Raw genomic sequence first — 13,638 nt, forward strand, 5'->3', positions numbered from 1 at the left:
CCCTCGGCCCCTCGGTCACAGCTCGGGCCCTCGGTCACAGCTCGGGCAGCGGCACCTCCGAGAAGTCCATGTCCGAGGCGAGGTAGAAGCTGGGGTACGCGGGCTGGTTGTATCCGGTCTGCTGCCGCGCGATGTCCACCCGGTACTGCGGGTCATGCATCAGCGTGTACAGCTTGTGCTCGGTCACCTCGGTGCTGATGTATATCCGCATCGCCGAGCTGTCGGCGGTACGGACCATCAGCTCCTCGCGCCAGTCGCCGAAGACGTCGGCGACGAGCGACGGGTTGCCCTTGGTGTGGTTGTTGGTGAGCGTGCCCTCGGCGTTCAGCAGGGTGCCGCGCCGGAAGTCCTCGATGGTGGGCGTCTCCAGCACATCGGTGGCGGTGCCCTCGACGAACTGCGTCGTCAGGTCGCCGGACCAGCGGATGCTGGCGTTGGTGCCGGGCGTCTCGCCGCCGAGGTGCTCCCCGGACGCCGACCACAGGCCGGTCTGGGAGGCCTGCTGCGGCACCGAGGCCCAGGTCTCCAGCCCGGGCACGTCGGGCCGCACATCGCCCACCATGCCGCGGCCGGTATCGACGCCGGTGTAGTCGCCGTATATCACCTCGCCGCTCTCGGCCGCGCGCATGGCGAAGCCGTACGGGGCGTAGGTGCCGCCCTCGTGGACGGTGAAGATCTCCAGGCCGTCCCGCTCCGGGTCGAGGTCGCCGACGTGCATGGCGTCGCCGTGGCCGAGCTTGACGTTCTGTCCGGGCACGGCGCTCTCCGGCGGCCCTTCGGCGTAGGAGCTGTGGAGCAGGCTGCCGTCGTCGTCGAGGGTGGCGGCGCCGTAGACGATCTCCTGGCGGCCGTCGGCGTCCACGTCGGCGGCGCCGAGGGAGTGGAAGCCCTGCGTGGTGAGGGTGCCCCACTCGGGGTCGGGGCCCTCGACGCCGTGCGGGGAGGCGTTGAACGGGTTGCTCATCGGCGCGTGGCCGCTGTCGGCCACCCACTGCGGGCGCAGGTCGCGGCCGTCCCAGCGGTAGGCGGCGACGGTGGTGCGGGTGTAGTAGCCGCGGGCGAAGACGGCCGACGGGTGGGTGCCGTCCAGGTAGGCGACGCCGGAGAGGAAGCGGTCGACGCGGTTGCCGGGCTCGATGCGGCTCATGGCGTAGTCGCCCCACATCAGGCCGTCGTCGCCGCGCGGGACCGGGTATCGCTCGGTGTCGAGCTCCTCGCCGGTCTCGCCGTCGAAGACGGTGAGGTATTCGGGGCCGGTGAGGACGAAGCCCGCGAAGGCGCGCAGGTTGTTGCGGCTGCTGCGGGCGGGGGCGTAGACGTCGATGAAGTGGTCGGCCAGGTCCTCGGCGTGGGCGCGGCTGAGGGGGTAGTCGTAGGGCTCGCGGCCGGTGATGCCGAGGGCCTCCTCGATGGTGGCGGGCCAGTCCCCCGACACCACCTCGGGGTGCGCGTGCCAGTCCATGAACATCCCGACGAGGTGGTCGTAGTAGCCCTCGGCGCTCAGCCGGTAGTCATCGGTGTGGGAGTACCCGGCGCGGATGTCCCGGCGCGGCATGGTGATGTACTCCTCGGAGACGACGTCCCCGTCCTCGTCGTAGCGGATGACCTTCGTGCCGGGCGCGGTCTTGAACATCAGCTCCGAGCGGCCGTCGCCGTCGAAGTCGTAGACGAGGAACTGCGTGTAGTGCGCGCCGGAGCGGATGTTGACGCCCAGATCGATGCGGTGGAGCAAGGTCCCGTCCAACTCGTAGGTGTCGACGTACGTGTTCCCGGTGTATCCGACCTGGGAGACGTCCTTGGAGTTGGAGGGGTCCCACTTCACCACGTACTCGTACGCGCCGTCGCCGTCCACGTCGCCGACGCTCATGTCGTTGGCGCGGTAGGTGTATTCCTCCCCGGCCGGGGTCACTCCGTCGGCGGGCTTGGTCAGCGGCACCTCGTAGTACGCCTGGGCCTCGGGCGAGACGCGCTCGCTCACGTCCACCACGTGCCCGCGCACCACGGCGGCGACCCGGTACTCCCCGCCCGTACCGGCGTCCCTGTCGAGGTAGTTGGTGCTGTCGGTCACGCTGGCGATGCGCTTGCCGTTCCGATATACGCGGAAGTCAACGCCGTCCATGCCGGTCTCGGTCGAGCCGGTGACCTCGTCGCCGAGGAGCCGCCAGCTCAGGAAGACGCCCTCGCCGGTGGAGACGGCCACCAGGCCCCGGTCGAGGCGTTCCAGCCGGGGCCCGTGGTGGCGCCCTGTCTCGACCGCCCCCGCCCCCGCGGCCGAGGGCGCGGCGCCGCCGGTCACCACCACCCCGGCCACCAACACCGGGGCGAGCAACCCGACCGCCCGGCGGCGTCGCCGGGCACGCTTGTCGGATCTCATGGGACATCCCTTCCGCGCGGGGCCATCGAGCTCATTGAGTCATTCATTGAGTCGCTCATTGAGTCGTTTCAAACGGCGACGGCCGTGACGCTACGAGCGCCCGCGCGCGCCGTCAAGACATCGGACGCACATCCCTCCGCACATCCGCCCGCCCTCCCACCCCCCGTTCGGCCGCGCCCGCTTCCCGTTCGGCCGTCCCCGGCTCGCCGCCCCTCGGGTGCCGGACAACGATCAGTCATGGCCGCCCATCCCACACGGCCTGTATCCACCGACAACCCCCACGGACACATGAGGAGAGACGGCACCTATGCGCAAGAGAACCCTGACGGGGATCACCGCCCTCGCCCTGGCCCTGACGCCGACGACCGGCGTCGCCTTCGCCTCCGGCGGCGGGGGCGGCGGCCACGAGCAGCCGACCGCCGCCCAGCAGCAGCCCGAGCACAAGGGCAACAGGCAGGGCAACGACCAGCACGGGGACCACCACTCCGACCTCGGAAGCCAGATCGAGGCGGTGAAGCACGCCACCGCCCAGTACCACGACGTCGAGGAAGCCGAGGCCGACGGCTACCTCCTCGCCACGGAGTGCGTGCCGGGCATGGGCGTCCACTACGCCCGCGCCATCGCCACTGACCAGGAGGAGCTGGATATCACCCAGCCCAACATCCTGGTGTACGCCCCGCAGCGCGACGGCTCACTCGAACTGGTCGCCGTCGAGTACGGCTCCGAGTCCGCCGACGAACTCTTCGGCCATCGCTTCGACTCCCCGACGACCAGCGTCCCCTTCTACTCCCTCCACGCCTGGGTCTGGGAGAAGAACCCCCACGGCCTCTTCACCGCCGAGAACCCCCGCATCTCCTGCCCCGCCTGACGACGCGACGCGCCGCCGTGGCGCGACCGGCCCCACGCCGGCCGCGCCACGGCGCCGTCGCGTCCCGCATCGTCACGTCCCGCGCCGTCACGTCCCGCGCCGTCGTCACCAGTCCGGCAGGGCGAACAGCTCCAGATGCCCGCACCGGGCGCAGCGGTAGGCGTCGATGCGCCAGCGCTCCCGGCCCACGCGCTTGGCACCGCCGAAGATGCCGCGTTCGAGGGGGCCCTTGATCCAGCGCGCGTAGCCGCGGGACGCCTGCCCGGCGTCCTCGACGAAACCCTGTTCCAGCCCGGCGGCACCGCAGTGGGTGCACTTCTTGGGGTACTTGGCGTCCATGCTGCCCTCGGTGTCCACCGACTGATCGTATGGGGGGATCGGCGGTCCCTGGATGGGTTGTGCCTTCATCCCCGGACCCTGGGGGCGCAGGGTGTTGTCGACGCGCGGCAGCAGCATGCGCGCACAACCCCCAACGCATCCCCAATGCATCCCCGGAGGGAAGAACCCCCATGCCGTCCACGACCACCATGCGCGCCGTCCAGGCCGTCACCCCCGGCGCCGCCTTCGCCATGACCAGCCTCCCGGTGCCCGAGCCCGGCCCCGGCCAGGTCCTCGTGCGGGTGCGCGCCTGCGGCGTGTGCGGCGGCGAGAACATCGCCCGCCACGGCGCGCTCGGCACGCGGCTGCCGCGCGTGCCGGGGCACGAGATCGCCGGGAAGGTGGACGCGGTCGGCGCGGGCGTCACCGCCTGGCGCGTCGGCGACCGCGTCGGCATCGGCTGGCACGGCGGCTCCTGCTTCGCCTGCGCCGCCTGCCGCCGGGGCGACTTCGCCACCTGCGCCAACCGCCAGATCGTCGGCTCCACCTACGACGGCGGCTACGCCGAGTACGCCGTCGCCCCGCAGGACGCCCTCGCCCGCATCCCCGACGCCCTCTCCTACGAGGAGGCCGCTCCCATGATGTGCGCGGGGCTGACCACCTTCAACGCGCTGCGCCACAGCGGCGCGCGCCCCGGCGACACCGTCGCCGTCCACGGCATCGGGGGCCTGGGCCACCTCGCCCTCCAGTTCGCCGACAGGATGGGCTTCCGCACCGTGGCGATCAGCCGCGGCCGCGCCAAGGAGAAGGAGGCCCGCGGGCTCGGCGCCGACGAGTACATCGACAGCACCGAGGGCAGCGCGGGCGAGGCGCTGGCCCGCCTCGGCGGCGCGATCGCCATCCTGGCCGCCGTCGGCGTCAGCGCCGCCCAGAGCGACCTGATCCAGGGCCTGGCGCCGAACGGCCGCCTCGTCGTTCTCGCCATCGACGAGGCCGGGCCGATCGAGGTCGGCGCCGGCCCCATGCTCCTGGGCCGCCGCCAGCTCGGCGGCTGGTACAGCGGCCACGCCAAGGACGCGGAGGAGACCATGGACTTCGCCGCGCTCAAGGGCGTACGCCCGATCGTCGAGACCTACCCGCTGGAGCGAGCCGAGGAGGCGTTCCAGGCCATGGGCCGGGCCCGCTACCGCAACGTCCTCCTCCCCGCTCCCACCCGCTGAGGCCTGGGCATCATGGGGAGCGTGACCGTGGACCGCGCCCAGCTCGCCGACTTCCTCCGCACCCGCCGCGAGGCCCTCCAGCCCGAGGACGTGGGCCTGCCGCGCGGCCCGCGCCGCCGCACCCGGGGCCTGCGGCGGGAGGAGGTCGCCGTGCTGTGCGCCATGTCGACCGACTACTACACCCGCATCGAGCAGCAGCGCGGCCCGCTCCCCTCCGAGCCGATGCTCGCCGCGATCGCCCGCGGCCTGCGCCTCACCCTGGCCGAGCGCGACCACCTGTTCCGCATCGGCGGGCACAACGCCCCCAACCGCGCCCCGGGCGCCGGCGGCGACCACGTCAGCCCCGGCATGATGCGGATCCTGGACCGGCTGACCGACACCCCGGCCCAGGTCTTCAACGGCCTGGACGAGACGCTGGTGCAGACGCGCCACGCCGTCGCGCTGCTCGGCGACGAGACGCGCTTCACCGGGCTGGCGCGCAGCTCGATCTACCGCTGGTTCACCGACCCCCGCGCCCGGCGCCTCTACCCGGAGGCCGACCACCCCACCCACGGCCGCGCCTTCGCCTCCGACCTGCGCGCCGCGTACGCCCGCCACGGCCCGGGGTCCCGCGCGGCGGAGGTGGTCGTGGAGTTGCTGGGCCGGAGCGAGGAGTTCGCCGCGCTGTGGCGCCGGCACGAGGTCGGCGTACGCCACCCCGAGCTCAAGCGCGTCGTCCACCCGGAGCTCGGCGTTCTCCAACTCCACTGCCAGTTCCTGCACGACGCCGACCAGGACCAGTTCCTGCTGGTCTTCACCGCCACGCCCGGGACCGAGAGCCACGACAAACTCCGGCTCCTGCCCGTCGTCGGCGACCGCTCTGCCGACGCCTGACACGGCGTTCGCGCTCAACGAGCGCCGAGCGCGCGCTCCCCCTACGCTGGTGATCCGACGCGCACACACCCTCCGGGTCCGCCCGGCCGTTGGGGGCGCAGCCATGCTCACCGCACACCTCACCGCACAACTCACCCCACCCGTCACCGCACAACTCGAGAACGAGCATGACGAGGCGGACGAGGCGGACGAGGCGGACGAGGCGAGCCGCTGATCACCATCACCTCACGCCGTCGCCCCCACGAGATCACCCCGCGAACGCCGGTCGCGGCCCGCCCTGAAAGACCTCCCGCGCATGCCACGCCCGGTGCGCCGCCGCGACCGGCGCCACGCCCGGCTGCGGGCCACGCAGCGGGCGCCCGGCCAGCGCGAGCACGTGGTCGCGCGCCGCCCGACTGGCGCCGACGAAGCGCTGCGACACCAGGATCCGGTGGCCGTCGCCGACGCCCAGCACGCCCTTGTCGAACAGCTTGTGGTGCAGCGCGCACAGGCACACGCCGTTGTCCACCTCGTCCGGGCCGCCGAACGCCCACCACCGCACGTGCGCGGCCTCAAGCCCGACGGGCACGGCGCCGACCCGCCCGTCGTACCCGCAGAACGCGCACTGGTACTCGTACGCCGTCAGCACCAGCTCCCGCATCCGCCGGTCGCGCGGCGCCCGCTCCTCGCGCCCGGCCGCCACCGGCCCGGTCTCGGCCTCCTCCAGCTCGATGCCCACGGCCTCGCACAGCTCGCCGTGCAGGGACGGCGGGAAGTGAAGGTCGAGCAGCACGCGCGCCATGCGCCCCAGCAGGGAGGGCTCGCGCCGCAGGCTTGCCCGCAGCTCAGGCGCCAGGCGCCCGGCGGCCCCGCTGGACCGCAGCAGCCGCACCCCGCTGCCCGGGCTGCCCGGCCCCCGGTCGGTCCGCACCTCCCACACGCCGTCGCTGGCCAGGTGGTGGAAGGGGTAGGCGGGCGTCGTGCCGTTCACCGGCCCGTACTCGGCCAGCAGGCGCCGCAGGTCCTCCTCGACCTCGCTGTAGCGCAGCTCGCCGTCGGCGTCCTCCTGGAAGCGCCCGAGCGCGTAGAGCATCAGCAGCGGCTTGTGCGGGGCGCGCACCCCGTTCCTGTTCCACTGCCTGAGCCGCGCGACCCGCTCCAGCCAGTCCATGCCCGCCGAGCCTAGCCGCGCACCGGCGCGCGCGGACACCGGGCCGGAGTTCGCGTTCTTCCCTGGACACGTCCCTGGACTCTTCCCTGGACTTCCAGGGCCTGACCAGCCACGCTACAGCCCGGAGACTAAGGAGAACGCTCATGCACGCACGCCGCATCGGGAACGTCGAGGTCAGCACGATCGGGCTCGGCGCCATGCCCATGTCCATCGAGGGGCGGCCCGACGAGGCGCGTTCCCTCGCCACCATCCACGCGGCGCTCGACGCCGGCGTCACTCTGATCGACACCGCCGACTCCTACCACCTCCACGCCGACGACGTCGGCCACAACGAGTCCCTGATAGCCAAGGCTCTCGCCTCCCACGACCGCGGCGCCGAGGTGCTGGTCGCCACCAAGGCCGGCCACCTGCGCCCCGGCGACGGCACCTGGACGCAGGACGGCTCCCCCGACCACATCCGGCGGGCGTGCGAGGCCTCCCTGCGCCGCCTGGGGGTGGAGGCGATCGGGCTCTACCAGTTCCACCGCCCCGACCCCCGCATCCCGTACGCCGACTCCATCGGCGCGCTCCGCGACCTCCTCGACGCGGGCAAGATCCGCATGGCGGGTATCTCCAACGCCGACCCCGCCCAGATCCGGCAGGCCAACGACATCCTCGGCGGCCGCCTGGTCTCCGTGCAGAACCAGTTCTCCCCGGCGTTCCGCTCCAGCGAGCCGGAGCTTGAGCTGTGCGACGAGCTCGGCATCGCGTTCCTGCCCTGGAGCCCTCTCGGCGGCATCTCGCGCGCCGGCGAGCTGGGCTCCCGCTACGCGCCCTTCGCGCGGGTCGCCGAGGCCCACGGCGTCAGCCCGCAGCGCGCGTGCATGGCCTGGATGCTCGCCAAGTCCCCGGTGGTCGTGCCGATCCCGGGCGCCAGCCGCCCCGAGACCATCCGCGACTCGGCGGCTGCGGGGGAGCTCACCCTCACCGCCGAGGAGCTCGCGGCGCTGAACGCCACCGCTGCCGCCTGAGGCCCTCACCGCCTCGGCGGCAGCCGGCCGCGTCGCGGCGCGCCGCGACGCGCCCGACGAGACCCGGGTGCCGGGTGTGAGGTGACGGGCGGGGAGCCGGGCGCCCCCAGGTCGTCGCCTCCCCCGTCACGACCCTGCGCGAGCTCGGCGTCGCACGCGAACGGCATATTCTGCGCCCCCTTCTCGGCGTTCATCGGACGGCGCCACGCCGGGCTGGTAACACGTACTCGAAACCCGGTGACGACAAGGGAGACGACCGCGTGGAGACGAGCGGACCGCTGGCGGAACTCATACCGCTGGGGCGAGAACGGGTGTTTGACCCGCGCCAGGTGATGCTCAGACAGGGCGACCCCGGCACGAAGGTGCTGGTTCTCAAGGAGGGTGTCGCGGGCGTCCGTCATCGCATGGCGGACGGATCGGAGACGTGGCTCGGGCAGCGGCAGCCCACATATCTACTCGGCTCCAGAGCCGTCATGAATGACGACCTGCGCAGCGCGGAGGTGTTCGCGATGACGCGCTGCATCGCGGTTTCCGTCGAGCGGCGCCCCTTCCTCGAGTACGTCAGCGACGGCGACCGCGCCTTTCGCCTGCTGCGGGAAGGCACCAGAAAACGCGACGACTCGGATCAGGAGAACAGCCGGCTCCTCGCCCTGCCCACCCAGCCCAGGATCGCTCAGTTCCTGCTGACGCTGACCGAGTACGCCGCACCGCAGGTGGTGGAGGGCTGGAGCCAGGACGAACTGGCGCGGTTCGTCGGCGTGTCGCGCAGCACCTTCCAGCCGGTCCTCAGCTCGCTCATCGAATCCGGGGCGATCGCGGTGAGGCCCCGCAAGATCTCGATTACCGACAGGAACGCGCTGCGACGAGCCGCCGAACACACATCGGAATAGATAAAGAGAAAAAAACGAACACCTTCGCGGAAGGTGACGCACGCCTCAGCCTCGTGTCCGATGCTGGACACGCGGCGACTCGCCACTCACACATCCTCGACTCGACCGCGCGCCGATGCGCGGCCTTACGGACCTTGTTATCCGTCTGGAGGACATTCGTGAGTCGACAGCTCCCCGCGTACCGGGCGCTGTTCGCCGTAGACATGCAGGGCTATACGACCCTGTCGTCTGTTCAGCATGTCGAGATGAGCCAGCGCATCCCACGTCTCGTGGACGAGGCCCTCGACCGCGCGGGGCTCGGCCATCTGAGGCGCACGCGTTCGTTTCTGGCCAACACCGGAGACGGCGTCGTCTTCGGCTTTCCCACCACCCATCTCCCCTCTTTTCTGTGGCCTTTCCTGAACGTGCTGCAGGACGTCCTCGGCACGCACGCCGCGCGGGGCGGCGGCCCTCGCGTCCGCCTACGGGCCGTGGTCCACGTCGGCCCGCTGCCCGGCTCCGGCGACCCGGGAGCCCCGGGCGACGGCGACGGCAACGGCATCGCGCGGAACGAGGCCCACCGCCTGCTGGACGCGCAGCCGCTTCGGCAGGCACTCGCCGAGTCCGACGCGGAGACCACCCACCTGGCCGTGATCATCTCCCAGCGCGTCTACCAGGACGTGGTCCTCGGCGGCTACACGGCGTTGCCCCCCAAGCGGTGCACCGAGGTCGTGGCGACGGTGGAGGGCAAGGAATTCCAGCAGCCCGCGTGGCTCTACGTCCCCTCGCCCTCGGGGAACCTCCTGGTCCCGCCGCGCGAACCGGGTCCGGCGCGGACCGACTGTCCGCCGCCCGAACTCCTCGACGAGATCGATCGGTCCGTCTCCGCCCTCGGCTCCGTCTGCGGCCAGATGGGCGACGCGCTCGCCACCTACCTCCGCACCCGAGGAGGCCACCCGTGACGCTGATCACCTCCCGGTGGCCCTTCCGGCTGGTGGAAGACAGCCTCGCCGCGGGCGTCCGCCACCTCTCCCCCGGCCAGGCCCGCGACCTGCTCTACCGCCCGGACGCGGACCCGGCGTTCCGCGACGCCCTCTGGCGGCAGGTCATCGTCGCGGCGCAGCGCGAGGGCGCGGGGTCCTCGTGGCAGGCGCTCACGGCGTGGCTGGCCCTCCCCGGGCTCCGCCGCAGCGTCCGCTCCATCTCCTTCGCGCTGCGCGCGGACCACCAGGATCTCCAGGCCGAGGCGCTGCTCGCCGTCCTGGAAACCCTGAACGCCATCGACCCGGAGCCGCCCGAACCCGGCGGCCGGCTCGTCAAGGCCGCCATCGGCCGCGTGTGGGCGTACGCCAAGCTCGCCGCCCCGGAGACCCCGGTCGCGGACGTCGCCGCCGTGCTCCCCGTCCCTGACCGCGCGTGGGAGCTGGAGATCCAACCGCCCGACCGGCCCGAAGGACTCGCCGCGCCCCTGCGGTTCACCGTCCCCCGTACCACCCGCCCCGTCCCGAAACAGGCCCCGGACCCGGACCCGGACTTGGACCCGGACTTGGACCCGGACCCGGACTCGGACCCGGAAGAGGAGCGCCTGACCGACATGGCCCACCGACTCGGCCTGCGCGACATCGTCTACCGCGCGCGCCGCCCCGGCGAGGGCACGCCCATCGGCGTCCTGTCCCTGCGCCCGGCGGGAGCCGCCCCGTGACCGGCCACCACCCCCGCCCCCGCTGGACCCTCTCCTTCGCGGAGGCGTTCGACCTGCCCCTGACGGTCGACCTCCGCACCGCCGCCCGCGCCTTCGGCGTCTGCCCGGCGACGGCGTACAAGCAGATCCGGCTCGGCCGCTTCCCGTGCCCCGTCCTCCGGATCGGCTACCGCTACCGGATTCCGACCGCTCCGCTGCTGCGCTCTCTCGGCATCGAGGAGAAGCCCATCTACGCCCCCGACCCCGCCGACCCCGCCCGCCCCGCCGACCCCCGCACGGAGGACCGCCCATGAGCACCACGACCACCAGCACCCGGACGTGCTTCGTCATCGGCCCGATCGGAGACAGGCACGCCGAGCCCGACAGCCCGGAGCGCAGGGCGTACGAGGAGGCCCTCGACACGTACGAGAAGATCATCCTCCCCGCCTGCGCGAAGCACGGCATCCACTCCCTCAGGGCCGACGAGATCGCGCAGACCGGCGAGATCACCGAGCAGATCCACCGCCACCTGGTGAACGACGACATCGTGATCGCCGACGTGACGGGCGGCAACCCCAACGTCATGTACGAGCTGGGCATCCGCCACCTCCTCGGCAAGCCCACCGTCCACGTCGGCGAGGCGGGGGAACTGCCCTTCGACATCGCGCCCATCCGCACCATCACCTTCAAGCGGACGCGCAGCGGGATCGTGGACGCCAGGAACGAGCTGGCCGAAACCCTCGCCAGGGGCATCCAGGACGGCTTCGACCTCTTCAGCCCCGCGCGCATCCTCCTCGCGATGCGCGCCACCGAGCAGGCCCCGGGGCCGGACGCGGAGCCGGACGCGGAGGCCGAGGCGGACGACGACGCCCACGGCCTGATGGACAGGTTCGCCCAGGTCGAGGAGCAGATGGGCGCCATGCAGGCCGACATGGAGGAGATCACCGGCTCGATCCAGCTCATCGGCGAGAAGAGCAAGGGCTTCGGCCCCGACTTCGAGCGGCTGTCGCAGTCGGGCAGCTCGATGAGCGAGTACCTGACGGTGGCGAAGCGGTACGCCCTGGCCATCACCGAGCCGTCGGCGCGGCTCAAGGCGGTCGTCGAGCGGTTCGCCGGGCGGATGGCCGACATCGACGTCGCCATGAACGCCGCGCTCGACTTCCTCCAGGCCGTGCCGCCCGAGCTGCGCGGCGAGGAGGACCGCAAGTTCCTGCTGGACATCATCGGCATGTCGGCCGAGGCGGCGGGCTACGCCGAGTCCCTGCGGGATGTCGGGAGCAAGATCACGCGGCTGACGACCATGAGCCGCCAGCTGCGCGGCCCCGGGCGCGACATCATCACCGCCCTCTCCGACTTCGGCGACGCCCTCGAGCGCGTCGCCCAGTGGGAACGCCGCGCCCGCACGCTCCTGTAACGCGCGCGCCGCCCCGCGGCGCTGGCGCCGGGCGGGCCCCTCGCCGGGCCGGGACCCCTCCCCGGGCCCGCATCCCACAATGAGTGCCGCCAACGGTGGCCCGTCCAGGGAGGGACGTTCGACGTGGACCCGATATCAGCGCCAGCCAGCCCCCCGCCAGCCGACCCTCCCCCAGGCCCTCGGGGGCCTGGGAGGGACCCCCATGCCGCCGGGCTCGCCAACGCCTCCCTCCTCGGCATCGGGTACGCCATGCTCGGCCGGTGGCCACTCGCCGTGGGCAACGCGATCGTCTCTGTCGTCCTCGTCGGCATCCTGGCCTCGGGCGCACACGCCGCGTGGTTCAGGACGGCCGTCCTCCTGTGGTGGCTGGCCGTCACCGCGCACGGCTGGTACCTGGCGCGCGGCTGGCCACGGCGTCCCGACCGGCCCGCGCGGCAGCGGCTCGTCGCCCTCGGCGTCGCGCTCCCCGCGGTCCTGGCGTTCGCCGTCCTCCGCGCCGACGCCTCCGGGATCGAGGACGACGCCGCCGAGGCCCACCGCGAGGGCGACTGCGCGCGGGCGCTGTCGATCCTGGACGGGCTGTGGGCCGGGCACGAGGTGGCCGACGGCCGACTGGTCGAGCGCGCCGACGAGAGCGTCGAGGCGTGCGCACTGCTGATGGAGGCCGAGCGGGAGGCCGGCGAGGACAGGCTCGAAGCCGCGAGCACGCTCGCCCGCTACGCCGACCACCCCGGAGCCCTGTGGGACGGCGCCCAGGGCCGGCGTGCCGACCTCTTCCTCGCGGAGGCCACCCACCAGCTCGACACCGCGATCGAGTCGGGCAGCGTTCAGTCCCTGTCCCTCGGCTTCGAGCATCTCTCCACGGTGCTGGGGGAGTTTCCCGGCCGGGAGGGCGAGGTCGAGCAGGTGATGGACGGCTTCCTCGGCGGTCTGCCCGCCGACGGCGCCTGCGACACCAAGCAGATCACCGACTGGCTCGGCGACCGCCCGGCCAGCGGCGACGCCCTGGACCGCGCCGCCGACGTCGTCCCCGAGATCGCGCCCGCGGCGATCGTCGAGTGCGGCGACGAGGCCCTGGCGGACGACTCCTGGACCCTGGCGATCGAGCGCTACGAGCAGCTGCTCGACCAGTACCCCGGGCACGCGCTCGCCGACGCGGCAGCGGAGGGCGTCAACCAGGCCGAGACGGAGATCGAACTCGACCACCTGCGCGACCTCGTCAGGACCGGCACCTACTGCGACGACCCGGCCCCGTACCGGGGCGCCGACCCGTACCGCGGCGACGCCACGAACCCGGCCCTCATCTACGGCGAGCCAGGCGCCCACACCAGGCACCTCCCCGACTCCTGGCTGGCCGACGACGCCCAGGACGCGGTCCTGGTCATCTGCGTCGGCGACCTGAAGGAGGGCACCTCGGTCGCGACCTGCTCGTACGAATCCGAGGCCGCCGTCTTCGGCTACACGGACGTGACCTTCCACAACAGGCGCTTCCCCGTCGAGGTGTACGAGGTCCGCACCGGAGAAGTCATCGACGACACCCGCATCGAAATCGGCGGCACCAGCTGCCCCGACGTCCTGGAGTACGAGTACTACTCCGTCGACCTCGGCCCGCCCTCGGACACGTACGTCGACTCGTCCCCCTCGGACGTGCGCGCCGCGTACGAGTCGCTCATCGACCCGTGATCACGGTCCGGGCCAACGATCTGGCCCAGGCCCACTCCGACGCCTGCGTCGACGCCCGGCCCGACCCGGTCGAACGACGAACTCCTCGACTGCCTCACCCGGCGTTACACCGAGGCCGGCGGGCGGGTCGGTGGGGCCTGGTGCCGAAGAGCACGGGCGCCCCAGGAGCACTAGGCTG

13 protein-coding genes are annotated in these 13,638 nt (G+C 72.6%); 10 read left to right on the forward strand and 3 right to left on the reverse strand.

Features of this window, described 5'->3' with window-relative positions; all coding sequences use genetic code 11:
* Window positions 1-34: 34 nt before the first annotated feature.
* Complete coding sequence (locus tag ACTWQH_RS01945; protein ID WP_443284508.1) at window positions 35-2,374, reverse strand: rhamnogalacturonan lyase; 2,340 nt, start codon at window positions 2,372-2,374, stop codon at window positions 35-37.
* Between the two features lie 307 nt (window positions 2,375-2,681).
* Between ACTWQH_RS01945 and ACTWQH_RS01950 the strand changes: the two genes are divergently transcribed.
* Window positions 2,682-3,242, forward strand: coding sequence for a hypothetical protein (locus tag ACTWQH_RS01950; protein WP_443284509.1), 561 nt, complete (start codon window positions 2,682-2,684; stop codon window positions 3,240-3,242).
* A 105-nt stretch (window positions 3,243-3,347) separates the two neighbouring features.
* Here the strand turns inward: ACTWQH_RS01950 and ACTWQH_RS01955 are convergent, their stop codons facing one another.
* The gene (locus ACTWQH_RS01955; protein ID WP_443284687.1) at window positions 3,348-3,581 is read right to left on the reverse strand and encodes a hypothetical protein; all 234 of its coding nucleotides are present in this window, start codon (window positions 3,579-3,581) and stop codon (window positions 3,348-3,350) included.
* A gap of 170 nt (window positions 3,582-3,751) precedes the next feature.
* Here ACTWQH_RS01955 and ACTWQH_RS01960 point away from each other — a divergent pair, with 170 nt between their 5' ends.
* Window positions 3,752-4,780, forward strand: a complete 1,029-nt coding sequence (locus ACTWQH_RS01960; protein ID WP_443284510.1) for an alcohol dehydrogenase catalytic domain-containing protein — start codon at window positions 3,752-3,754, stop codon at window positions 4,778-4,780.
* Between the two features lie 27 nt (window positions 4,781-4,807).
* Window positions 4,808-5,653, forward strand: a complete 846-nt coding sequence (locus ACTWQH_RS01965) for a helix-turn-helix transcriptional regulator (RefSeq protein ID WP_443284688.1) — start codon at window positions 4,808-4,810, stop codon at window positions 5,651-5,653.
* Window positions 5,654-5,900: 247 nt separating this feature from the next.
* On the opposite strand, the gene ACTWQH_RS01970 is transcribed toward ACTWQH_RS01965, so the two are convergent.
* Window positions 5,901-6,803, reverse strand: a complete 903-nt coding sequence (locus ACTWQH_RS01970) for a phosphorothioated DNA-binding restriction endonuclease (RefSeq protein ID WP_443284511.1) — start codon at window positions 6,801-6,803, stop codon at window positions 5,901-5,903.
* A 143-nt stretch (window positions 6,804-6,946) separates the two neighbouring features.
* Here ACTWQH_RS01970 and ACTWQH_RS01975 point away from each other — a divergent pair, with 143 nt between their 5' ends.
* From ACTWQH_RS01975 to ACTWQH_RS02005, 7 genes are all read left to right on the forward strand, one after another.
* Window positions 6,947-7,813 (forward strand): aldo/keto reductase, encoded by an 867-nt coding sequence (locus ACTWQH_RS01975; RefSeq protein ID WP_443284512.1) that lies wholly within the window; start codon window positions 6,947-6,949, stop codon window positions 7,811-7,813.
* A gap of 260 nt (window positions 7,814-8,073) precedes the next feature.
* Window positions 8,074-8,703, forward strand: a complete 630-nt coding sequence (locus tag ACTWQH_RS01980) for a Crp/Fnr family transcriptional regulator (protein ID WP_443284513.1) — start codon at window positions 8,074-8,076, stop codon at window positions 8,701-8,703.
* 245 nt (window positions 8,704-8,948) lie between these two features.
* A complete protein-coding gene (locus ACTWQH_RS01985) occupies window positions 8,949-9,644 on the forward strand; it encodes a hypothetical protein (protein ID WP_443284514.1) in 696 nt (231 codons plus the stop codon).
* Entirely contained in the window at window positions 9,641-10,384 is a 744-nt protein-coding gene (locus tag ACTWQH_RS01990) for a hypothetical protein (RefSeq protein WP_443284515.1), read from the forward strand. The genes ACTWQH_RS01985 and ACTWQH_RS01990 overlap by 4 nt, the downstream gene beginning before the upstream one ends.
* A complete protein-coding gene (locus ACTWQH_RS01995; protein ID WP_443284516.1) occupies window positions 10,381-10,677 on the forward strand; it encodes a DNA-binding protein in 297 nt (98 codons plus the stop codon). The genes ACTWQH_RS01990 and ACTWQH_RS01995 overlap by 4 nt, the downstream gene beginning before the upstream one ends.
* Window positions 10,674-11,777 (forward strand): hypothetical protein, encoded by a 1,104-nt coding sequence (locus tag ACTWQH_RS02000; RefSeq protein WP_443284517.1) that lies wholly within the window; start codon window positions 10,674-10,676, stop codon window positions 11,775-11,777. Before ACTWQH_RS01995 ends, ACTWQH_RS02000 begins: the two co-directional genes overlap by 4 nt.
* 123 nt (window positions 11,778-11,900) lie before the next feature.
* Window positions 11,901-13,460, forward strand: coding sequence for a hypothetical protein (locus ACTWQH_RS02005; protein ID WP_443284518.1), 1,560 nt, complete (start codon window positions 11,901-11,903; stop codon window positions 13,458-13,460).
* Window positions 13,461-13,638 lie beyond the last annotated feature (178 nt).

Source organism: Streptomyces sp. 6N223, assembly GCF_052246635.1.
Classification (GTDB): Bacteria; Actinomycetota; Actinomycetes; order Streptomycetales; family Streptomycetaceae; genus Streptomyces.

Excerpts from the sequence above, each read along its gene's own strand:
- ACTWQH_RS01945 (WP_443284508.1), bottom strand. The coding sequence starts at position 2,374 with ATGAGATCCGACAAGCGTGCCCGGCGACGCCGCCGGGCGGTCGGGTTG.
- ACTWQH_RS01950 (WP_443284509.1), top strand. The coding sequence starts at position 2,682 with ATGCGCAAGAGAACCCTGACGGGGATCACCGCCCTCGCCCTGGCCCTG.
- ACTWQH_RS01955 (WP_443284687.1), bottom strand. The coding sequence starts at position 3,581 with ATGGACGCCAAGTACCCCAAGAAGTGCACCCACTGCGGTGCCGCCGGG.
- ACTWQH_RS01960 (WP_443284510.1), top strand. The coding sequence starts at position 3,752 with ATGCCGTCCACGACCACCATGCGCGCCGTCCAGGCCGTCACCCCCGGC.
- ACTWQH_RS01970 (WP_443284511.1), bottom strand. The coding sequence starts at position 6,803 with ATGGACTGGCTGGAGCGGGTCGCGCGGCTCAGGCAGTGGAACAGGAAC.
- ACTWQH_RS01975 (WP_443284512.1), top strand. The coding sequence starts at position 6,947 with ATGCACGCACGCCGCATCGGGAACGTCGAGGTCAGCACGATCGGGCTC.
- ACTWQH_RS01985 (WP_443284514.1), top strand. The coding sequence starts at position 8,949 with ATGAGCCAGCGCATCCCACGTCTCGTGGACGAGGCCCTCGACCGCGCG.
- ACTWQH_RS02000 (WP_443284517.1), top strand. The coding sequence starts at position 10,674 with ATGAGCACCACGACCACCAGCACCCGGACGTGCTTCGTCATCGGCCCG.